17 protein-coding genes are annotated in these 21,198 nt (G+C 58.9%); 6 read left to right on the top strand and 11 right to left on the bottom strand.

Annotation, left to right across the window (positions count from 1 at the left end; translation table 11 throughout):
* The first annotated feature begins 37 nt into the window (after positions 1–37).
* The 3 genes from QWJ34_RS00615 to QWJ34_RS00605 all read left to right on the top strand — a co-directional run bounded on the left by QWJ34_RS00615 (position 38) and on the right by QWJ34_RS00605 (position 3,132).
* Entirely contained in the window at positions 38–1,369 is a 1,332-nt protein-coding gene (locus tag QWJ34_RS00615) for an MFS transporter (RefSeq protein ID WP_302725113.1), read from the top strand.
* 240 nt (positions 1,370–1,609) lie between these two features.
* Positions 1,610–2,440, top strand: coding sequence for an aldo/keto reductase (locus QWJ34_RS00610; protein WP_302725112.1), 831 nt, complete (start codon positions 1,610–1,612; stop codon positions 2,438–2,440).
* Positions 2,441–2,712: 272 nt separating this feature from the next.
* Complete coding sequence (locus QWJ34_RS00605; protein ID WP_302725111.1) at positions 2,713–3,132, top strand: HD domain-containing protein; 420 nt, start codon at positions 2,713–2,715, stop codon at positions 3,130–3,132.
* 389 nt (positions 3,133–3,521) lie between these two features.
* Here QWJ34_RS00605 and QWJ34_RS00600 read toward each other — a convergent pair whose 3' ends face one another.
* The 9 genes from QWJ34_RS00600 to QWJ34_RS00560 all read right to left on the bottom strand — a co-directional run bounded on the left by QWJ34_RS00600 (position 3,522) and on the right by QWJ34_RS00560 (position 14,685).
* Positions 3,522–4,610, bottom strand: coding sequence for an ABC transporter ATP-binding protein (locus tag QWJ34_RS00600; protein WP_302725110.1), 1,089 nt, complete (start codon positions 4,608–4,610; stop codon positions 3,522–3,524).
* A gap of 13 nt (positions 4,611–4,623) precedes the next feature.
* Positions 4,624–5,361, bottom strand: a complete 738-nt coding sequence (locus tag QWJ34_RS00595) for an ABC transporter permease (protein ID WP_302725809.1) — start codon at positions 5,359–5,361, stop codon at positions 4,624–4,626.
* Positions 5,362–5,579: 218 nt separating this feature from the next.
* Positions 5,580–6,380, bottom strand: coding sequence for an ABC-2 family transporter protein (locus QWJ34_RS00590; protein WP_302725109.1), 801 nt, complete (start codon positions 6,378–6,380; stop codon positions 5,580–5,582).
* A 1,043-nt stretch (positions 6,381–7,423) separates the two neighbouring features.
* Positions 7,424–8,128, bottom strand: coding sequence for a copper homeostasis protein CutC (locus QWJ34_RS00585; protein ID WP_302725108.1), 705 nt, complete (start codon positions 8,126–8,128; stop codon positions 7,424–7,426).
* Between the two features lie 392 nt (positions 8,129–8,520).
* A complete protein-coding gene (locus tag QWJ34_RS00580) occupies positions 8,521–9,894 on the bottom strand; it encodes an LLM class flavin-dependent oxidoreductase (RefSeq protein WP_302725107.1) in 1,374 nt (457 codons plus the stop codon).
* A complete protein-coding gene (locus tag QWJ34_RS00575) occupies positions 9,866–11,203 on the bottom strand; it encodes an ABC transporter permease (RefSeq protein WP_302725106.1) in 1,338 nt (445 codons plus the stop codon). Before QWJ34_RS00575 ends, QWJ34_RS00580 begins: the two co-directional genes overlap by 29 nt.
* A gap of 85 nt (positions 11,204–11,288) precedes the next feature.
* Positions 11,289–12,236 carry an ABC transporter permease gene (locus QWJ34_RS00570; protein WP_302725105.1) on the bottom strand — a complete coding sequence of 316 codons (948 nt, stop codon included), beginning with the start codon at positions 12,234–12,236 and terminating at the stop codon, positions 11,289–11,291.
* A gap of 96 nt (positions 12,237–12,332) precedes the next feature.
* The gene (locus QWJ34_RS00565) at positions 12,333–13,946 is read right to left on the bottom strand and encodes an ABC transporter substrate-binding protein (RefSeq protein WP_302725104.1); all 1,614 of its coding nucleotides are present in this window, start codon (positions 13,944–13,946) and stop codon (positions 12,333–12,335) included.
* A gap of 79 nt (positions 13,947–14,025) precedes the next feature.
* Positions 14,026–14,685, bottom strand: coding sequence for a carboxymuconolactone decarboxylase family protein (locus tag QWJ34_RS00560; RefSeq protein WP_302725103.1), 660 nt, complete (start codon positions 14,683–14,685; stop codon positions 14,026–14,028).
* A gap of 209 nt (positions 14,686–14,894) precedes the next feature.
* On the opposite strand from QWJ34_RS00560, the gene QWJ34_RS00555 reads away from it, so the two are divergent.
* Positions 14,895–15,794 carry a LysR family transcriptional regulator gene (locus QWJ34_RS00555; RefSeq protein ID WP_302725102.1) on the top strand — a complete coding sequence of 300 codons (900 nt, stop codon included), beginning with the start codon at positions 14,895–14,897 and terminating at the stop codon, positions 15,792–15,794.
* A 109-nt stretch (positions 15,795–15,903) separates the two neighbouring features.
* Positions 15,904–17,277, top strand: coding sequence for an LLM class flavin-dependent oxidoreductase (locus tag QWJ34_RS00550; protein ID WP_302725101.1), 1,374 nt, complete (start codon positions 15,904–15,906; stop codon positions 17,275–17,277).
* 287 nt (positions 17,278–17,564) lie between these two features.
* Here the strand turns inward: QWJ34_RS00550 and QWJ34_RS00545 are convergent, their stop codons facing one another.
* Positions 17,565–18,551 (bottom strand): SDR family NAD(P)-dependent oxidoreductase, encoded by a 987-nt coding sequence (locus tag QWJ34_RS00545; RefSeq protein ID WP_302725100.1) that lies wholly within the window; start codon positions 18,549–18,551, stop codon positions 17,565–17,567.
* A gap of 169 nt (positions 18,552–18,720) precedes the next feature.
* On the opposite strand from QWJ34_RS00545, the gene QWJ34_RS00540 reads away from it, so the two are divergent.
* Positions 18,721–19,908, top strand: a complete 1,188-nt coding sequence (locus QWJ34_RS00540) for a helix-turn-helix transcriptional regulator (protein ID WP_302725099.1) — start codon at positions 18,721–18,723, stop codon at positions 19,906–19,908.
* A 327-nt stretch (positions 19,909–20,235) separates the two neighbouring features.
* Here the strand turns inward: QWJ34_RS00540 and QWJ34_RS00535 are convergent, their stop codons facing one another.
* Complete coding sequence (locus QWJ34_RS00535; protein ID WP_302725098.1) at positions 20,236–21,006, bottom strand: SDR family NAD(P)-dependent oxidoreductase; 771 nt, start codon at positions 21,004–21,006, stop codon at positions 20,236–20,238.
* Between the last annotated feature and the right edge of the window lie 192 nt (positions 21,007–21,198).

Raw genomic sequence — 21,198 nt, 5'->3', positions numbered from 1 at the left:
GGCGCGCAGCGCCAAATCGATCGAAAAGGGGATTGCCATGCCGAACCTTTCCGCTTCCAAACCGCCTCGCCGCCGGGCCGGCCTGCTTTTATCGCTGCCCGTCCTGTGCTGGGCGCTTTACGATTTCGCCAACACGATTTTTTCTTCCAACATCGTCACGATCTTTTTTCCGCTTTACCTGCGGGAAGCGCTCGGCGGCGACGCCCGGATGGACCAGCTCGCCAGCACGTTTATCAGCTACGCCAACGCCTTGTCCGGCCTGCTGCTCGTGCTGTTCACGCCCCTGCTCGGGGTCTGGATGGACCGCACCGGCCGCAAAAAAGCATTTCTTATTCCGTTCGCGTTCGCTTCGATCGCCTGCACGTTTCTGATGGGCTTCGCCGCTTACTCGCCGGTCGGGGCGCCCGTGTCGGGGCTGGGGCTGCCGCTGTCCGTGCTGCTTGTGCTGGTCTTCTTCACCGCGGCCAAATTCTTCTATAATTCCGGCCAGCTGTTCTACGACAATATGCTGCCCGATCTCGCCTCCGGTCCGGACGTGCCGCTCGTCTCGGGCTTCGGCGTCGCGGTCGGCTACGTCGGCACGCTGATGGGGCTCGTCGTTTATGTGGTCGCGGGCGGCGATTATCCGCTGGCGTTCGTGCTGACGGCCGCGCTGTACCTGCTGTTCACCCTGCCGATCGTGCTGTTTTACCGCGAAAAGCCCGCCGTGCCCGCTCCCGGAACGAACGCGAAAGCTTCCTTTTGGAGCGGCTACCGCGAGATTTATCGGACATTCCGCGAAGCGAAAAAGTACCGCGCCATCTTTACTTTTATGATCGCTTACTTCTTCTTCAACGACGCCGTCGCCACCGCGATCGCCATGATGAGCGTCTACGCCACGGCGGTGATGGGCTTCAGCACCGGCCAGTTTATCCTGCTGTACCTGGTGGCGACGGTCTGGGCGATTATCGGCTCGTTCGCGTTCGGCTATATCAACCGCAGGATCGGCAGCAAGAACGCTTCGGCCCTCGTCGCCTTTGTGCTGATCGCCGCGCTGGTCCTGGCCGCTTCCGCGTTTACGGACGCCGTATTCTGGATCGCCGCCTGCCTCTACGGAGTCGCGATGGGCTCGCTGTGGGTCACGTCGCGCACGATGATCGTCGAACTGTCTCCCCCGGAAAAAAGAGGCCAGTTCTTCGGACTGTTCGCTTTTTCCGGCAAGCTGTCGTCCGTAGTCGGCCCGCTGGTCTACGGCACCGTTACCTGGGTGTTGGCCGATTACGGCACGGCCGCCAGCCGCGCCGCGCTGCTCTCGCTGGTCGTCATGGCGGTGCTCGGCCTGCTGGCGCTGCTGCGCGTGCCGTATCGCAAACCGGAGAACGGCCGATAAAGCGGCAGGAGGTTCCAGCGCCGCCGGCTTTCTCGGCCGAGCCTTTCGCCGATCGACCGACCTCCTGCGGTTCTTTTTGCCGAAACGGATTGAACCTTTGTTCAACGGGTATGTTAATAGATGGATACGCCTGGCAGTGCCATGTGCGTTCGGTAAACAGGTTTGTTATAATAAGTAACTGTGCGGCGGGCCGCGCTGCGGCATCCGCCCGAATGTTCAAGAATAGGGAGGAATTTTTCGATGACTACGAGCTTGACTGCAAAAGTAAAACTGAACAACGGCGTGGAAATGCCCTGGTTCGGTCTGGGCGTATGGCAGGTAAAAGACGGCGAAGAAGCGAAAGATTCCGTCAAAGCCGCGCTTAAAGCCGGTTATATCGGCGTCGATACGGCTGCCGCGTACAAGAACGAGAAAAGTGTCGGCGAAGCGATCCGCGAATCCGGCGTCAACCGCGACGACCTCTTCATCACGTCCAAAGTGTGGAACGGCGATCAGGGCTACGAATCGACGCTGGCCGCGTTCGACGCGACGATGCAGAAGCTGGGTCTCGACGTGCTCGATCTCTACCTCATCCACTGGCCGGTTAAAGGCAAATACAAAGACACCTGGCGCGCGATGGAAAAGCTGTACAAAGACGGACGCATCCGTTCGATCGGCGTCAGCAACTTCCAGCCGCACCACCTCGACGATCTGCTCGAAGACGCGGAAGTCGTGCCGGCGGTCAACCAGGTGGAATTCCACCCGCTGCTGACCCAGAGCGAACTGATCGACTACTGCGCGAAAAAAGGCATCCAGGTCGAAGCCTGGTCCCCGCTCGCCCAGGGCCGTTTGTTCGACAACGAAGCGCTCACTTCCCTGGCCGACAAATACGGCAAGTCCCCGGCGCAGATCCAGCTCCGCTGGGTGCTCGACAAAGGCGTGGTCGTGCTGACCCGCTCCGTCAAAGAAAGCCGCGTGATCGAGAACGCCGATATCTTCGACTTTACGCTGACGCCGGAAGAAATTTCGAGCCTCGAAGCGCTGAACAAGAACGAGCGCACCGGCCCGGACCCGGACAACTTCAATTTCTAAGCCGGACTTTGCAGCTTGAGAATTTGCCGCCAAGTTCTACGAAAAGAACCGCCTTCCATTACGGAGGGCGGTTTATTGTTTTCCTGTCCAAGTGTCGGGCCGATCTATCAGGAGTTGCGGACGGACGCTCCGATCCGCCGGATTTGAACCGAAGCGGCTTCTCCGCCTGTGTAACGGTCGCGGCCGCGCGGGTAATGCTTTTATAGAAACCGGGTTCGAGGACCGGCCTCTGCGACGGTCCTCCCGAAATCGCCCGACCAGGAGGGATTAAGATGTCCATGCTCACCAAAGCCATCACCATCGCCGCCCGCTGCCACGAAGGGCAGACCGACAAAGGCGGCCAGCCTTACATTTTTCATCCGTTTCGCCTGATGCTGCGCGCGCTGACCGAGGACGAGCAGATCGTCGCCGCGCTGCACGATACGGTCGAAGACAGCGACCTGACGCTGGACGACCTGCGCCGCGAAGGCTTCTCCGACGAGATCGTCGAAGCCGTCGACCGTTTGTCGCGCCGCGAAAGCGAGACCTACGAAGCGTTCATCCTGCGCATCAAAGGCCACCGGCTTGCGGCTCGCGTCAAGATTCTCGATCTGCAGGACAATATGGATCTGACGCGGATCAAGGAATCTTCGGAAGAAGACCGTCAGCGGGTAGAGAAGTACAGCCGGGCGCTGGATGTGCTGCTGTCGTAAAGAAAGAAATCGGCAGCGAGCGAAAGACCGTAAAGCGACTGAACCTATCTGCGTATCGTGCAGCCCGACCCGCGCGCCGACCGGCCCAGCCATATCGGGCCCCAAGCCTTATGCTAAACTAAACTGCAAATATCCACTTTATTCGGCGTTGGCAAGGCTTAAAAGTCGAATAAATCGCAAAAATCCACTCTATACGCCGGATTCCCGCCTTTTCAGGTCATTTCCGGCAAATAAAGTGGATTTTTGCACTTCATGATTTGAAAAAAACGCCAATCCCATAAATAAAGTGGATTGTCGCATTTCTTTGACGCTCCCACTTCCTTCTTTCCGCTCCCCGCCACTCGCTTCTCGCTTCTCGCTTCTCGCTTCTCGCTTCTCGCTTCTCGCTTCTAACCGTAAATCCGCCTAATCACTTCTTCAAAATCCGGCTCCCGCATTTCCACGTCGTCGATCTCGCCCCACCGGCCGAGTTCGCGCAGCACGTCCATGGTACGCGTCTCCTGCCGGTTGACCTCGACGGTCAGGGTCCGCTCGCCGCGCGTCAAGACGCGCATCGGCGGCGCTTCTTCGGAAGACGTCGAGCCGGCGCGCCGCCCGACCGGAATGCCGGCCTCGGACGGCCGGCGCGTTTCTTCTTCGCGCCGCGCGTCCGGCACTTCGTACCCGCCCCGATACGTCACTTTGATCTCCGTCGGCAGCCCGATTTCCCGCCGCAGTCCTTCGATCGTGCCGTCGTAGGTCAGCCGGCCGCCGCCGATCACCATCACGCGGCGGCAGAGCTGCTCGATATCGTCCATATCGTGGGTGGTGAGCAGGATCGTTTTGCCGAACTGTTCGTTCAGCACTTTGAGGAAGCCGCGGATATTGCGCTTGGCGTTCACGTCCAGCCCGATCGTCGGCTCGTCCAGGAACAGCAGCTCCGGGTCGTGCAGCATCGCCGCCGCGATATCGGCGCGCATCCGCTGGCCCAGCGACAGCTTGCGCACCGGAGTGTCCCAGAATTCGTTCAGGTCCAGCAGCTCGGCGAATTCGCCGAGCCGCCTGACTTTATCCGCTTCGCTCACGCCGTACATCTGCGCCAGGATCTCGTACGAATCGCGCACCGGCAGGTCCCACCAGAGCTGGCTGCGCTGGCCGAATACCACGCCGATCCGCGAAGCGCAGCGCTTCCGGTCGGCGTGCGGATCGATACCCGCCAGCCGGACGCCGCCCGACGAGGGATGCAGAATGCCGGTCAGCATTTTGATGGTCGTCGATTTGCCGGCTCCGTTGGGGCCGATATAACCGACGAATTCTCCTTTTTCCACCGTAAAATCGATACCTCGCACCGCTTCCTTGACCGTATATTCCCGGCTGAACATCGAACGCATCCCCGCAAACTTTCCTTTCGCCGCTACCGGCGTTTTGAAGCTTTTACACAAGTCGACCGCTTCGATCGCCGGCTCCCCGGCCGACCGTACCGCGTGTTGCGTTTGCATGATTCTCCTCCTCTCAGCTTCCCGCACTCTGGTATCGGCTCAGTCCGAACCGCCAGAACCACAGCGACAGCAGCAGGGCGCAGGCCGCGGCCGAAGCCGTCAGCCCGAATACCCACGGCCCCAGCTCTCCCCGCAAAATGTACAGCGCCGGCACATAGTTCACCAATCCGACGGGAATCGCCGTAAACAGCAGGCCCGACAGCCAGTTCGGATACAGCGTCATCGGGTAGCGGGCCGCGGTTTGCGCCGCGTCTTCGGTCATGTTTTGCAGCATGGAGATCCGCGTCGTCCAGAATCCGCATGTCGCCGTCGCCAGCCCGATCGCAAACAGCAGCACGCCGCCGATGACAATCGCGAGCAGCGTTTGCGGAATCGCCGTCCACGTCACCCGGCCGCTGCGCAGCATCTCGCCGAGCGCCCAGACCATAATCGCGCTGCCCTGGATCACCTCGCCGAACATGATCTTGAATCCGCGCGGCAGCAGGGTCAACAGCACCGGCAGCGGCCGGGTCAGCAGTTGGTCCAGCGAGCCTTCGACCAGGTAATTCTCCAGATGATGCACTTCGTCGGCGAATGTGCGGTACAGCGTTTTGGAAAAAGTCATCACCGCGAACAAATAGCCGACTTCGTGCACGCTCCAGCCCTGCACCGCGCCGAACTTGGCCAGCACGATCGCCACCATGAGGAATTCGGACAGCTGGATCACCGCCGCCAGCAGCGTACCCAGCACGAAGTTGAAGCGGTACTGCATCCGGCTGCGGATGCTGGTGCGGATCAGCAGCAGATAGAGCGCTATGTATCGGCGAACCGCTTCGCTGCGGCTGCGGCGGTTTCCGCCGCTTGGATTCGGGCTCGAACTCGCGAACGAACCTCCGCAGCCGCCCGTTCCTCGGTTTGCGCCGACGTTCTCTTCCTTTTCCCAAATACTCAAACCTGCTTCGCCGTTCGCGTTCCGTTTCGTTTCTTCGCTCATCCGCCCTGCACCTCCACCCTGCGCCGCACCACGCGCGTCGCCAGCAGGCACAGTCCGGTCAGCGCAAGCCCCCAGGCCAGCGTGCCGAGCAGCAGAACGGGATTTGCTTTGCCCAGGTACAGCTGCGTCGGAACATAGAGCATAAACGGATAAGGAGACGCCCACGCGATCTGCTGAAGCCAGAGCGGCAGCCACTGGATCGGGATAAAGAATCCGGCGAGCAGATTCATCAGCGCCTGATTGCCCCAGTACAGCCAGGACGATTCGGTCGTCCACAGCGAGCTGACGCCGATCAGATAATTGATGCAGATCGACAGATACGCCGCGCCCGCCAGGGCGAGCAGCGCCAGCGGCAGCGTCCTGCCTCCGTGGGCCGGCAGCATGCCGAGCGCAAGCAGCATAACGAGATAGATAGGGACCGATTTGTAGAAAAACTGATACGCGATCTGCCCCCATTCCCTCGCCATCAGCTGCGCGAACAAGTGGACCGGCCGCATCAGATCGAGCGCGATCTGCCCGGTGCGGACCGACTGCGGAATGCCGAGTCCATTCGTCATAAAGCTCGATACCCACAGCGACATCTGGGTGAATGTGATGTACTGCATCATCCCGAGCGTGCCGTATTCGCCGAGCGAATAGTCGCGGCCCAGCCCGATCCAGATGCAGGCGTACAGATAGCCGAACGTGGCGCTCGCGAAATTATGCAGCAGATGCGAGCCTCTGTACTGAATGTTGCGCGCGTAGCCTTTGGCGGCCAGCACAAAATAAAGCCGGGTACTGCTCCTGAAAGAAATCATCTTACACCTCCGATAAGCTTTGTGTCGACGGTGAACGTCCACTTCAGACAAGGTGAGAAAAAAGAGAAGGTCACTAATATAGCAGAACGAGGAAAGAGATTGCAAGCGTTTTTTGGAAAAAGGGGGCCGAGACGAAGAGACGGGCAAGCCTGAATCGAGAACCGGGGATTCGGAATAGGGCGTGTACGCAAACTCACTGAAGCGCATCTTCATCTGCCTTTTCGCCCTCTAATGAACCGTACCTAAAGCGTATACGCTTCATTCAGCGAATGAACCGTACCTAAAGCGTATACGCTTCATTCAACGGCCGCGTCACGTTCCCTTGACGCGCCCCCGGCACGCCTTCGGAAAAGTTCTTTGCACAGTCGCTTGTCTCACTCCTATAGTAGGCTTTTGTTCGTTTGAATGGCACACGGTTTAGGTGCGATTCAAACGGACGAAACCAAACATCGATTTGAGACAAGTCGCATCGAACGAAAATTCAGCCAAATCTGCTTCCTTCGGAGTTTACGTACACGCCCTAGGAAAATTGGAAACCTGAGGCCGAAGCAGACAGCGCTTTTTCCTACGGTTTGCGCAAATAACTGCGTGGATGCAGTTATTTCCTCGCGGAAGTAACGAAAATCAAAAATAGCCGCGCTCATACAACTAATTCGCTCCGCAGCCGGCTTATACGTCGAAAGCGGTACAAATAAATGTATGTGCGAAGCTATTTGGCCAAAAAGCGCCAGTACAACGAAAATAGTTGTACAGAGGCAGTTATTTGCTTGAAAAGCGACAGCAAGAACGAAGCAGCCGGCGGGTTCGAAGCACCGACGAAATGCATGGAGGCCGATGCTGCGAACCGCGTTATCGAATATAAGATTGCGGAAGCCGCGAACGCGGGCTGGTTATAAGCAGGACCGCCAACAAAGATGGCGTCAGAACCCATCCGCGACCACGCTGCCGCCCCGATCGAGCGGCGCGGCATTTCGCCCCCGACACGCGCGAAAATGCGGGGGCCGGCTGCTTGCGAGCCGGCCGGGGAGCGGCGCGTCGTGGCGCTACTGCCGCGCCGCAGACCAATCCGCGATAATCCCGCGGATTTCGCGCACCCGCGCGGGATCGATCGGCGCCGACGAAGCGCCGCCGATCCGGGCTGCGGACCCGATATGAATCCGGTCCGCGCCTGCCGCGTCCAGAAACGGACGCAGGTTCTCCGCCGTCAGGCCCGCGCCGGCGAGAATGCGCGGCGGGCGCCCGGCGGAGCGGCGCAGCAGCTCCGCGAGCACGGCTGCTCCTTCGGGCGCGGCCGGCGCGCCGCCCGAGGTCAGCACGTCCGTCACCTGCGGGTGGACGGACAGCTCGTCAAGCGCGCGCGGGAGGTCTCCCGCCTCGTCGAACGCGCGGTGAAACGTGAACGCGAGCCCCGGGCCCGCGTTCAGCAGTCCCGCCAGCGCGGACTGGTCTACCGTCCCTTCCGGCGTCAGCACGCCGGTCACGACGTCCAGGCCGCCTGCGGCGGCGATGCGGCGGATATCGCGACGCATCTGCTCCAGTTCGTCTTCGGCGTAGACGAACCCGCCTCCCCGGGGCCGGACCATGACCCGGATCGGAACCGATACGGCGCGGCGCATTTGTTCCGCCAGCGACAAGTCCGGCGTAACGCCGCCGACCGACGGATCGGTGATCCATTCGATCCGGTCTGCCCCGCCGCGCTCGGCCGCGGCCGCTTCTTCCGGCGTGCAAGCAATCACTTCAAGCAGCATAATCATTCCTCCGTTTTCTTTTCCGTTGTATGCAGCGCCGCGTTCCCACGCTTTTTCTTATTGTAGCGCATACGCCTTGAAAAGCCAGGCCGAGGCGTTTCAAGCATTTTCTGTCCATTGCACACGGACTTATGCATACGAAAAAGCCGCCGAAATGCGGCGGCTGCAAACCGGTAAGAACGCTAGAATTCACCCAAAACCGGTCAAGTTTATTTTTATACGCAACAAAAATATTCCCAACAAAAAAATGCGCGTACGCCGCTATTTCGACTCTGTGGAGCGAGCTTCGCTTAACTGTCCGAGCCAAGTTCCATACAAATAGCTTAACTCTATGCTCCAGCTCCATCCTCCAATCCCTACACTCCAGCTACCTGTCCCCGCTCTTCCCTCCTTTACCCGTCCTGCCGCTGCGGCACCGGGCGGAAATCTGCGCCGGGGTGGGTGTCCGGCAGTCTCGGCGCTTCCGGGCCGAACAGCCGCTCGCGGAACGTGCCGGGCTCGTATTCGCGCCGGAACAGTCCGCGTTCCTGGAGCACCGGCACGACCAGATCGACAAAGTCGCTGTAGGAATCCGGCAGGATGTACGGCTCCAGGTTGAAGCCGTCCAGGTCGGCGGCTTCCGTCCATTCTTCGATCTTGTCGGCCACGTCTTCCGGCGTGCCGATTACGGTCAGTCCGCGGAAGCCTTTGCGCAGGAAATCGTCGGTCACTTCGCGCACCGTCCGGCGGGTCCTGCTGTATTTGGTGAACCGGTCGGTGTGGGTCCGTCCCATCTCGGTATGGATGTTCTCGAAATACGCGTCGGGATCGAGCGCGTTCAGGTCGATCCCGGTCACGCCGGCGTAGCTGGCGAGCGTCGCTTCGCGGCTCTGGTACGACAGGTACTCGTCGTGCTTGCGCTCCGCTTCTTCGCGCGTCGGCGCGACGACGGCGGACAACCCCGTGAAGATCTTGATGCCGCGCGGATCGCGCCCGGCTTCCGCGGCGCGCCGGCGGATATCGCGGATCTGCTCCGCCAGCACTTCGACGCTTGGCGCTTTGAGAAAAACGCCTTCGGCGTGCTTCGCCGCGAATTCGCGGCCCCGGTCGGAACTGCCGGCCTGGAAGATCACCGGCGTGCGCTGCGGCGAAGGCGTGGACGAGAGCACGCCGGTCGAGCGGAAGTAGCGGCCTTCGTGCCGCACCTGGTGCACTTTGTCCGGATCGGCGAAGACGCGCCGCTCGCGGTCGAGCCGCACCGCGTCGTCTTCCCAGCTTCCTTCCCAGTATTTGTAACTGACGTCCATATACTCGTCGGCACGGTCGTAACGTTCGTCGTGCGGGATCAGCTCGCCGCCGCCGAACAGGTCGGCGGCCGTCGAACTGCTCGTCGTCACCACGTTCCAGCCGATGCGCCCGCGCGTCAGGTGATCCAGCGTCGAGAAGCGCCGCGCGTTGGCGTAAGGCGCTTCGTACGTGGTGGACGTGGTCATCGTAAACGCCAGATGTTCCGTCGCCGCGGCCAGCGCGGGAATCAGCAGCATGGGATCATTGCCCGGCGTGCCGGACGCTTCGCGCAGCAGCAGCTCGCGCCCTTTCTTCGGGTAGCCGTACGAATCGGCGAAGAACATAAAGTCGAATTTGCCGCGCTCCAGAATCCGCGCGATCTCGATCCAGTAATCCAGCTCGTTGTAGCGCACCCGCTCCTGGCCCGGATGGGCCCAGATGCCTTGCGTCAGGTGATTGATCCCGTTGACTTCAAACACGCCCAGATGAATGTTTTTCAACTGTGATTCCCCTCTCCCTTGCGTGATTCTCCCGCTCCCGGCCGCGTTGGCCGCGCCGGACGCCGAACGCGCCCAGACGCAGCCGGCCGGATACTCCGCCGCTCCGCGCGGTCCGCGTCTGCGGATCGAGCAGATCGCGCAGCCCGTCTCCCAGCAGATTGACGGCCAGCACAAGCACGATCAGCGCCAGTCCGGGAAACACCGTCATCCACCAGGAGTTGTAAATAAACTGCTTGCCTTCGGACAGCAGATTGCCGAGGCTCGGCGTCGGCGCGGGAATGCCCGCGCCGAGAAAGCTCAGTGCCGCTTCCACGATAATCGCTTCGGCGAAAATAAACGTCGCCTGTACGATCAGCGCGGCCAGCGCCGCCGGCAGAATATGCCGCCAGATCACGCGTGTATTCGAAGCGCCGAGCGCTTTGGCCGCTTCCACGTAAGTCTGTTCCCGGGCGACCAGCGCCGCCGAGCGGACGATCCGGGCCACCGCCGGAATAAACACGAACGACAAGCAGAAGATCAGGTTCCGCACGCTCGGGCCGAGCGCAGCCACGATCGCGATCGCCAGCAGGATCGCCGGGAACGCGTAGATAGCGTCCATAAACCGCATCAGCACCTGGTCGAGCCGGCGGTACATGGCGGCGTACAAGCCGATGACCAGACCGAGCAGCGACGAGGCGATCGCCGTGCAGCAGCCGATCAGCAGCGAAATCTGCGCGCCGTACAATACGCGGCTCAGCACATCGCGGCCCAGATTGTCCGTGCCCAGCGCATGGCTTCCGCCGGGCGGCGCCAGACGGCCGACGATATCGACGTCCTGCGGACCGTAGCCGGCGATCAGCGGCTTGAGCAGCACGGCCGCCAGCGCCAGAATCAGCAGCAGGCCCCCGGCGGCGAACGAAGCGTTCAAACCGCCTGCCAGCCGTCCCGGCCGCAGCTTCGTCCGGCCGCCTGCCGCATCGCCGCGCGCGCCGCCCGGACGCGCTCGGGCTCCGGTATCCGCCCGCCGCTCCGGCTGAGCAGTCTTTGCTTTCCGGCCGCCGCCTCGGCCGGCGGAACGCTCGTCCGACGCAGTCCGCACCGCATCGTCGGACGCGGAATACTCGTCCGCCACAGTCCGCACCGCATCGTCGGACGCGGAACGCTCGTCCGATGCAGTCCGCTCCGCATCGTCGGACGCGGAATACTCGTCCGAAGCAGTCCCCGCCGCTTCGGCAGCGGCGGAATCCGCTCTCCGTCCGTGTTCCCCAAAGTTCCGGGGAACCCGTTCGAAATCGCCGGGTCCCGGTCTTCGTTCGTTTGCTTTTCCCATGCCGACTCCTCCTTTCCCGGCGGTCCGCTCGTCGGATTTCGACCAACCGGCGCCTTCCCTTCGTCCCTGTTCGGAGGGCCTTTTTTCACCCGCGAATCTTCACTCTCGGATCGACCGCCGCGTACAGCAGGTCCACCGCCAGATTGACCAGTACGTACATGCCCGCGATCACGAGCACGATTCCCTGCACCACGGCGTAATCGCGGTGCGATACCGAGCTGACCAGCAGTTGCCCCATGCCCGGGATATTAAAGATCGTTTCGACGATCGCCGCTCCGGCGACCAGCGTACCGAACGTGCCGCCCACCACGGTCAGGATCGGGATCAGCGCGTTGCGCAGCATATGCCGGTACAGAATCCGCGTTTCGCGCACGCCTTTGGCCCGGGCGGTCCGCACGTAATCCTGATTGCGCACTTCCAGCACGGAAGCGCGCACCATGCGCGCGATCAGCGCCGACATCAGCACGCCGACCGACACCGCCGGCAGAATCAGGTATTTCAGAAAGTTGCCGAGTCCCGTGCTGAGCGGCGCGTAGCCCGACACCGGCAGCCAGTGCAGCTTGACCGAGAACAGCAGCACCAGGAACAAGCTGAGCAGGAAGCCCGGAACCGTCATGCCGAGCAGCGAATACGCCGACAGCAGCCGGTCCGCCCAGCCTCCGCGCCGGCTCGCCGCTTGAAGCCCCAGCGGCAGCGCGATCGCCAGCGCGAATACTTCGGCCGCGACCGCAAGCGACAGCGTGGGCCGCATATATTCGAGAATCGCCTGCGTGACCGGCTTGCGCAGCACGTACGAGTCGCCCATGTCGCCGCGCAGCGCGGACAGCGCCCAGTCGACATACTGCCGCAGCAGCGGCTCGTTCAGCCCCATCTGCTGCCGGAGCTGCCGCACGGAATCTTCGTCCGCGCCTTCGCCGAGCATCACGCGCGCGGGATCGCCGGGAATCAGGTACACGATCAGGAACACGATCACCGACATAATCAGCAGCGTCGGAATCAGTGCCCCGATCCTTTTTAGCAGATAAGCGCCCATAAGCGTCTCCTTTCGCTTCAAACGTTCGATGTTCGCCGGCCCGTGTTCCCCAACCGGCAAACGCGCTTCGCGCGTTCCCGTTCCGCTTTCTCCACGTTACGGATTGACGCTCGTATTCGCCAGGTTCGGGAACCCGCCGAGCAGCGTCAGCCCTTTCAGATCGCTGCGGATCGCGGTGTACTTGTACGTATCGCCAATCTTGGCCGCGGCCAGGTACTCCCATTCGTACGCCTGGAGCTCGTCGTTGGCCTGCTTGATCTTGTCTTCGCCGATCGCGGACGTGGCGTTTTGCAGCAGCTTCGCCAGCTCGGCGTCGTCGGCGAATCCGTAGGTCGGATTGAGGTACAGAAGCTGCGAAGGCGTGGACGGCACCAGAAATGGGCCGAGATACAGATCCCACGAGCCTTCTTCGCCGCGCTTGGTCAGCATCGTCGCGTAATCGTAAATGTCGATCTGCGTTTTGACGCCGATCTGCTCAAGCTGCGATTGCAGCATCAGCGTCGCATTGTAGAAATTGCCGGTCTCCTTCGTGGTCAGCAGGCGCACCGTTTGTCCGGCGTACCCCGCTTCCTCCAGCAGCTTTTTCGCTTTGTCCGGATCTTTCTGGTTATAAGCTTCGCTGCCGGCTTCGCTGTACCACTGCGCGTTTTCTTTGTACATATAGCTCGGATTCAGCCGGTACAGGTCGGGCGTCGAGGTGACGGCGAGCAGGATCTGGTCCGCGTCGAGCGCGGCCGTGACCGCCTGCCGGTACTTCACGTTCGAGAACAGTTCGGATTTCTTGTTGAACACCAGATTGAAGTCGGACGACAGGTCTTTGATCAGCGTAATATTCGGATCGTTCTCCACCTGCGGCAGCGTGTCGCTGTTGATATCCACCGCGTCGAAATCGCCGGCCAGAAACGAAGAGAAGCGGGTGGCGTTGTCTGTTGCGAGCGTAAAGTACACATCCTGCACCAGCGCTTCTTTTTTGCCCGAGAAACCCGAAGCTTCGGACGATACCGGCCGGTAATCGTCGAACTTCGCGAGATGCACGTACTGGTCGTTTTTCCATTCGACGAATTTGAACGGGCCGGTGCCGATATATTCGGTCACGCCGTCCGGCAACGCGGAATCGATCGTTTCTTTCGGCATGATCGCCGCGAAATTCAGCACGTGGCTGAGCTGGGCCTGTATATCGTTTTTGGGATCTTTCAGTTCCAGCACGACCGTATAATCGCCGTCTTCTTTAAACGAAGCTTCGCCGAAAGAACTTTTGGCGCGCGGCGCAGTGTCTTTCCAGCGGTTGAGCGAGGCGGCGACGTCTTCGGCTTTCATTTCTTTGCCGTTGTGGAACTTGACGCCCTGCCGCAGCTTGAACGTGTAAGTCCGGCCGTCTTCGCTGACGTCGAACGACTCGGCCAGCATCGGCACCGGCTCGTAATTCTCGTTGAACGCGAACAATCCTTCATAAATATTGAGCACGACCGTGGCATTGCTGCCGCCCAGCGACAAATGCGGATCGAGCGTCGGCAGGCTCTGGCTCAGCGGGTATTTGATCTGCGTTCCCTGCGTCTGCGTATCCGTGGAAACGGCCGCGGCCGGCGAGGACGCCTTCGCTTCTGCCGAAGACGACGCTCCCGTCGTGTCCGGGCCGTCGGAGCATCCCGACGCGAAAGCAAGCAGCAGCGCGCCGAGGGTCAATCCGATTCTGGAGCGGTAGGACTTCATAAGGCGTTCCTCCTTGGGGTTGGCGAATAGGGATCGGTTACTTTGGTCTTGTCGAAAAAAGCGGCGGCGCGGACCCTGTTCATTCGCGCCCGTACGCGGCGATCGTGTGCACCCGGTGGGCCAGCACGCCGCCCGCGGCCAGCGCGGTCGCCGACAATACCGCTTCCGCGGCTTCGGCCAGCGAAGCTCCGGCGTCGCGCAGCCGCGCGGCGAAAATCTCGATGCTGTAGGCGCTGCCCGTCACATGCGCCGAAGCGGCGGCGATCAGCAGCTTCTCCTTGAGCGTCAGCCGGACCGGGCGCAGCGCACCTTCCACGTATTCGAAAAAGGCGGTATACGCTTCCGGCGCTTCGTCTTCCAGCCGCCCGATCCGCTCGAGGTCGGCGCGTATGTACAGTTCTTCCCGACGCGAATCCTCGTAAGCGTTCAGCGCGTGCAGCCCGTTATAGAAGCTCGAATGCGCGCTGACAGCCGCGGCCACAGCGGACGCTTCGAACAGTTCGGCGGCGTCGACGCCGGCCGCTTTGGCTTTGCGCACATGCGCTTCGATGCAGTACGGGCAGCCGGTGATGTGGGCGACGGCGACGGCGATCAGTTCTTTGACGCGGAGGCTCAGCTCCCGGTCCGCGAACACGGCGGCGTTGAACGCGCCGAACGCTTTGAACGCTTCCGGGTTCGCGGCGGCGAAGTCCGCGGAATAAGACCGGGAACGGCGGATGTACAAACTTTCATTCGGCATCGTTAGAAAACTCCTTTTCGGGTTAAATATTTTTGTCAGGTATTCCACTTGATTTAGTCGGGTATATGTCTGTTATAATAGGACAAATCACGATTTACGTATAATTGAAAATTTTAAACACTCAATTTAAAAATATTAAATTCTCGCAATCCGGCCCGCCGCAAAGCTGTCGAAAGCTGTTGAATTTATGGAGAAACGGAGGAGCGGGAATGGAGATTCGCTTAATTAAAACGTTCCAGACGATCGTCAAGCTGGGCAGCTTCCAAAAAGCGGCCGAAGCGCTGCAGTACTCGCAGCCCACAGTGACCGTCCAGATCAAGAAGCTCGAAGACGAACTCGGCTTCAAACTGTTCGACCGCGGCAAGACGATCACGCTTACCAGCGCGGGCAGGCTGTTCAGCAGGCGCGCCGAAGCGCTGCTGCGCGAATACGAAGCGATGAATACGGCAATCAGCGACTTTGTGTCGGGCGAAGCCGGCATCGTGCGCATCGGGGCGTCCGAACCTTCGGCCAGCAACCGGCTGCCGGGCATCCTGGCGTCGTTCACCGCGCGCAAGCCCAAAGTCCAGCTCCAGGTCAAGATCGGCACCTCGCGCGATCTGATCCGCATGCTGCTGGACGACGAGATCGATATCGCGCTGTGCAACCAGCCGGAATCGCATCTCGATCTGGACTTCTCGCCGCTGGTATACGAGCAGCTCGTGCTGCTCCTTCCGGCGGGCCACCGCCTGGGACGGCTGGACCGCGTGCGGCTGAGCGACCTGAAAAACGAGAAATTCCTGTTCACGCCCGGCACCTGCCCGTTCCGTATCCGCATCGAAGCGCTGCTGTCCGTGCAGGTGGGTTCGCTGCGCCAGCCGCCCGTCGAAGTAGCCGGCATCACGGCGATCAAATACTTCGTCCAGGCTGGCATCGGCATCGCGCTCGCCCCGGTCGTCGCCGTGTCCCCGCCGCTGCCCGGCACGATCGTCAAGCCGATCGACGGGTTGTCGGAAGGCCCGGTGCTCGGGCTGCTGACCCGCCGCGGGGGGCCGGCTCCGGCGAAGATCACCGAAGACCTGATCGAAGAAATCACGCACAGCGTGGCGGAGATCGCGCTGCCGTACTGATTTCGTTTTATTAAACTGCAAGTTTCGCTTTTTCAATTGGATATGGCGCGAATATTCCGTTATTGTAGATCGTATTTCACAGGAACGATACGGAAAGGAGCTTTATCCGATGACCAGACTGCATCTCGGCGTATTCGATATTCTCACGCCCAACCAGATGACCCAGGGGCTCTGGGCGCATCCGCGCAATGAGTCCCATCGCTACAACACGCTGCCGCTGTGGATCGAGATCGCCCAACTGCTCGAGCGCGGCAAATTCGATTTTATTTTCTTCGCGGACTCTTACGGCTACCCCGAGAACAAGCCCGAACTGGCGCTGCGCGAAGCAGTGTACGCGCCGGTCGCCGATCCCATGCTGATCCTGTCGGCGCTGGCCGCCGCGACTACCCGGCTGGGCTTCGTGACGACGGCTTCGCCGACGTTCGAGCAGCCGTTCGCCAACGCGCGGCGCTTCTCCACGCTCGATCATCTGAGCGGCGGACGAATCGGCTGGAACGTGGTCGCGTCCGGCGGAAGCAGCGCGGCCAAAGCGTTCGGCCGAAGCGAAGCGCCAGGCCACGCGGAGCGCTACGAGCAGGCGGACGAATTCCTAGAAGCCAGCTATAAGCTGCTGGAAGGAAGCTGGGAAGACGGCGCGGTGCTGCGCGACAAAGAGCGGCGAATCTTCGCCGACGCTTCGAAAGTGCACGTCGTCCGGCACGAAGGACGGTACTTCAAGCTCGAGGCTTCGCATGCCTGCGAGCCTTCGCCGCAGCGCACGCCGGTCCTGTTCCAGGCCGGCAGCTCCGAGCGCGGGCGCGATTTCGCGGCGAAGCACGCGGAAGGCGTATTCCTCAAAGCGCCGACGATCGAAGCGCTGCGCGAACAGGCGGCCGATATCCGCCGGCGCGCCGAAGCGCACGGGCGCGATCCGCGCGGCATCAAGATCTTCTCCGGCCTGTCGGCCGTCGTCGGCCGCACGCGCGAGGAAGCCGCGCGCAAAAAAGCCGATTACCGGGCTTACCGCAGCCGCGAAGCCGCGCTGCTCACCTACGAGAACGCGACCGGCATCGACCTGGCTTCGCTGGACCCGGACGCTCCGTTCGCCGGAATCCGCACGGAGCGCGGTCGCTCGCATACCGAGCGCTATACCCGCCACTCCGGCGGCGTGCAGACCGCCGGGCAGGTGGCCGACAACTTCGCGGACAAAGAATTCCGCGGCATCCGGCTGTGCGGAACGCCGGAAGATATCGCCGACGGCATGCAGGAATGGGCCGAAGCCGCGGATATCGACGGCTTCAATCTGGAGCGCTATCTGCTGCCGGATACGCTGCGCGACTTCGTCGAGCTGGTCGTACCGGTGCTTCAGCAGCGCGGTTTGTTCCGGCGCGAATACGAAGCAGACACGCTGCGCGAGCGGCTGTTCGGACCGGGCCGCCGGAAGCTGCCAGACGACCACCCCGGCGCGGCGTTCCGCCGGCAGCCCTCGCCGGATGCGCGTTAATCCCGCGGCGGAGAGCCTCCCGCGAGCGTTCTCGGCCCGTTCCCGCCCGCGTACGTTCGCGCAGCGATAAAAAAAGCGGAGCCGACGACAGCAAGCAGAAAAACCGGCCCTATGGATAGTCACGAATTTCATGGCGATTATTCAGATCGGCAAGCAATCAAACGGACTACTTGCCGTCTTAAAGGTTGCGGAATATCCGGTGAGTATTTTTTATCCAAATAAACAAAAAAAGAAAACGGTCTTGATCCGGTTTATTCCCGGGACAAGACCGTTTTACATTCAACGATTTAAAAGTGTTCGCCGACCAATTCTTCACTCTTTGTCCACAACAATTTAGCACGCTCAGGGTCCACTGCGTAGGACATTACCGCACTGCGGAGCCCCGGTGTATCGTCAATCGGCACAACCTGGCAGTCTTGGCAGTAGTGTCCGCCAATCTCGTCTCCGTCGGCTGCGACCGCGGCCCAAACAGATGTCGCTGCAACCTGAGGGATTGTTTTGAACTCGGATGGCGGCAGATCCGCTGCTGCATTTTCACGTTCGGTTCTTTCTATGAGTGCCGCAAGATCCTCTTGTGTCAAGTGTTGGCCAAGCCCCGTATTCGCTACCCCCGGCATCAGAGAAGTCGCTCTTATACCGCGATCACGGTACCGCCGGTCAAACTCAACCGCGAACAGTACAACGGCCGTTTTTGCTGCGCCGTAGCTGTCCCATGGATCATAAGCTCTTTTCTCAAAGTTCGGGTCTTCCAGATCGATATCGGCCCAGCGGTGGCCGTTTGAAGAAACCGTAACGAGTCGGCCGCCTTCCCGAATCAGAGAAGCGATACGGTTCACGAAAAGGAAATGCCCCAGATAATTGGTCGCGAACTGGTTTTCAAATCCATCCCTGGTTCTTTCGAATGGGGTCGCCATTATACCGGCATTCGCGATAATTGCATCAAAGGCGCCGCCGTCTGCAACCAGCTTATCAGCTGATGTACGCACACTTTCCAAATCCGCCAGATCAAGAGCGATAACATCAAAGCTTCCACTGCTTGTCTCGGCAGCCGTACGCACTTGACCCGTTGCCTCTTCGGCCTTTGCGAGATTACGCGCAGTACCAACCACTTCTGCACCGTGAGCCACCAGCGACCGGGCGATCTCAATGCCCATTCCGGAAGAAACACCCGTGATAAGATAACGCTTATTTTTAAGATCAATACCGGCCAGAACATCTTCCGTCGTCGATTTAGCGCCAAAAGCAGCTGCCAATTGTTTCATCTCCTCATTCAAATAAATTGGGTCCTCATACAAACAAGGACTGCCTTTTCCGATTACAATGCTTATTGTAAACTCGACACCCTTAAAAATATTGCATGTATGTTTGTTTTTTTATACAATAGCGACATCGTAGAGCAGACTTCTTTGGACGGTTCAATATTGGGATTCCGGAGGGACAGCAATGCACGACTTCACGAAATACTGCGAATATTTATATCAAACGTTTTATATTCCTGTGTACTTATACGAGCACGACGACTTGAGGATTTGTTACCCTGAACAAAATAAGGATACTTTGCCGCCCCTTTCTTACTTGTCGCAAATGTGGAACACACCGAATATCGTCTCTTATGTCATGACTTCCTTTCATGCTTATTACGGATGTGTCAAGATTGAGAAATACGGCTATTCGCTAGTGATCGGCCCTATAAACGACATTTCCTATTCCGAAGAAACGATACTCCATATAGGCAAGGAATTTTCAGCAACTCTATCTGAAACAGAAGAATTTTCTGCGTTTTTCCATAACATACCTTCGAAAAATTTGGATGTTTTTTTGAATTCCCTTATTTTCATCAATCTTACTTTGAATAATTTGCAATGTACCATTCGGGACATTACCGCTTGTACAAAAGGAAAAATCAAACAGTCCATTCATCAACAATATTCGACGGACTTATACGATTACAAAGAAGAAGAAATTTTGGACAATAATTATAGTATGGAAACGGAAATGTTTCATTATGTGGAAACCGGAAATTTAGACGGCTTGGGACTGTTAACGGATAGAGTAAAGAAATCGGGAATATGTATGAACGAAAGTGATACTCTTCGGCAGGTTCGAAATAAATTCATAGCTAAAATCGCTTTAATTTCGCGGGCTGCTATCAGGGGAGGGCTTACTCCAAGCATTTCATACCAGTTATACAATGTATATCTGGAACATGTCGAACGTATGACCGATAGCTCTTCTATTTCTTATTTATTTAGCCAGGTACTGCGCGATTACACACATCGCGTCAAAAACGCCGGTTCATTCGCTAAATTGGACAATACGTTATACGAAGCCGTCCAATTTATTGAACAGAACACAAATAAAAAAATAACCGTTGCAGACGTGGCCGATCATGTAGGCTACAATCGCTCCTATCTTTCCCGAAGGTTCTCAAAAGAACTCGGACAGAATCTAAGCGATTTCATAAAAGAGCGCAAGTTGGAAGAAGGCAAAGACCTGCTCGCCTTCACCGACAAAAGTATTAGCGAAATCAGCTCGTATCTTAGCTTTTCCAGCCAAAGCCATTTTCAAAGAGCATTCAAGGAACAATTTCACATTACCCCACACGCTTTTAGAAGATCGGCAATTGTATGAGAGCAAAATCAAGCGGATTAAATCAAAATCTTTTATATGGACGATAGACGATAAATGATAGAACCGATTTCGTTGCTCATGGTCGATAAGGATTTAACGGAGTACCGAAAACGTTGATCCCCATGCAAGAAAATAATAAAGATCGGTGGATCTACAAGGAGCATCTTTTAATCGAGTACTTGTTTAACGAGCTGAAAAATCGTCAAAGAAAGCAGCAGTCCATGATAATCAATGGACTGCTGCTTTTTCCGCTTTTTTATCGCTGGCTATGATCGTTTCGGGGTTGGGTTGATATTTGAAGACATTTCTCGACCCGATGAAGCGGAATCAGACCGAAGTCGCGCCCTGCCCGCCGTCGATGCGGTAGTACGAGCCGGTGATAAACGACGCTTTGTCCGACGCGAGGAAGACCATTAGGTCGGCGATCTCGGACGCTTCGGCGTAGCGTTTCAGCGGCACGCTGTTCTCGAAGTTCTTGCGGGCTTCGTTCTCGGAGCCCGGCGCGGCGTTCGTTTCGATCGAACGCATCATGTTCGTATCGACGCCCGACGGCGCGACCGCATTGACGCGGATGCCGTAATCGGCGGCTTCGAGCGCGGCCGTCTTGTTCAGCGCGATCAGCGCGTGCTTGGACGCGACATACGCGGCCATGCCCGGTGCGCCCAGCAGGCCGCCGTTCGACGCGGTATTGACGATGGCGCCGCTTTTCTGCTCCTGCATCACGCGCAGCACATGTTTGAGCCCGAAGAACGCGCCCATCACGTTGACGCCGAAGACGTTCGAGAAGTTCTCTTCCGTTTGATCGACGATCGAAGCGAACGTGCCGTTGATACCGGCATTGTTGACGAAGATGTCGATACGGCCGTATTTGGCGACGGTATCTTCGACGTATTTTTGCACGTCCGCTTCTTTGGCTACGTTGCCCGTAAGCAGCAGCGTTTCCGTGCCTTCCAGCGCTTCGGCCGCTTTTTGCAGCGGTTCGAGCTTCAGATCGACCAGCGCCAGCTTGGCGCCTTCCGCGGCAAACGCTTTGGCTGCGGCGATTCCGATGCCGCCGGCAGCTCCCGTTATCAGAACGACTTTATCCGTGAATTGCATGTTTCTTCCTCTTTTCCGTAGTAACTATATTTTTTATACTATATATTATATTGTACCCCTTTCTTGCGGTTTTGAAAATATTGTTTGCGCAAGTATTTGGCGTGCTGCATATTCAGGCGCATAACAAAAAAAGCGCGCCGACGGATCATTCTTCCGTCGACGCGTCTTAAATATTCCGGTCCCGTCCTCCCT

The sequence above is a fragment of the Saccharibacillus sp. CPCC 101409 genome (assembly GCF_030518235.1).
Classification (GTDB): Bacteria; Bacillota; Bacilli; order Paenibacillales; family Paenibacillaceae; genus Saccharibacillus.
Note: the sequence above shows the minus strand (reverse complement) of the source record. Positions and strands in the feature narration are given on the sequence as shown.

Bases quoted from the DNA above. Each gene is read 5' to 3' on its own strand.
- QWJ34_RS00615 (WP_302725113.1), top strand. From the start codon at position 38: ATGCCGAACCTTTCCGCTTCCAAACCGCCTCGCCGCCGGGCCGGCCTG.
- QWJ34_RS00610 (WP_302725112.1), top strand. From the start codon at position 1,610: ATGACTACGAGCTTGACTGCAAAAGTAAAACTGAACAACGGCGTGGAA.
- QWJ34_RS00605 (WP_302725111.1), top strand. From the start codon at position 2,713: ATGTCCATGCTCACCAAAGCCATCACCATCGCCGCCCGCTGCCACGAA.
- QWJ34_RS00600 (WP_302725110.1), bottom strand. From the start codon at position 4,610: ATGCAAACGCAACACGCGGTACGGTCGGCCGGGGAGCCGGCGATCGAA.
- QWJ34_RS00595 (WP_302725809.1), bottom strand. From the start codon at position 5,361: ATGCAGTACCGCTTCAACTTCGTGCTGGGTACGCTGCTGGCGGCGGTG.
- QWJ34_RS00590 (WP_302725109.1), bottom strand. From the start codon at position 6,380: ATGATTTCTTTCAGGAGCAGTACCCGGCTTTATTTTGTGCTGGCCGCC.
- QWJ34_RS00585 (WP_302725108.1), bottom strand. From the start codon at position 8,128: ATGCTGCTTGAAGTGATTGCTTGCACGCCGGAAGAAGCGGCCGCGGCC.
- QWJ34_RS00575 (WP_302725106.1), bottom strand. From the start codon at position 11,203: ATGGGAAAAGCAAACGAACGAAGACCGGGACCCGGCGATTTCGAACGG.
- QWJ34_RS00570 (WP_302725105.1), bottom strand. From the start codon at position 12,236: ATGGGCGCTTATCTGCTAAAAAGGATCGGGGCACTGATTCCGACGCTG.
- QWJ34_RS00565 (WP_302725104.1), bottom strand. From the start codon at position 13,946: ATGAAGTCCTACCGCTCCAGAATCGGATTGACCCTCGGCGCGCTGCTG.
- QWJ34_RS00560 (WP_302725103.1), bottom strand. From the start codon at position 14,685: ATGCCGAATGAAAGTTTGTACATCCGCCGTTCCCGGTCTTATTCCGCG.
- QWJ34_RS00555 (WP_302725102.1), top strand. From the start codon at position 14,895: ATGGAGATTCGCTTAATTAAAACGTTCCAGACGATCGTCAAGCTGGGC.
- QWJ34_RS00550 (WP_302725101.1), top strand. From the start codon at position 15,904: ATGACCAGACTGCATCTCGGCGTATTCGATATTCTCACGCCCAACCAG.
- QWJ34_RS00540 (WP_302725099.1), top strand. From the start codon at position 18,721: ATGCACGACTTCACGAAATACTGCGAATATTTATATCAAACGTTTTAT.
- QWJ34_RS00535 (WP_302725098.1), bottom strand. From the start codon at position 21,006: ATGCAATTCACGGATAAAGTCGTTCTGATAACGGGAGCTGCCGGCGGC.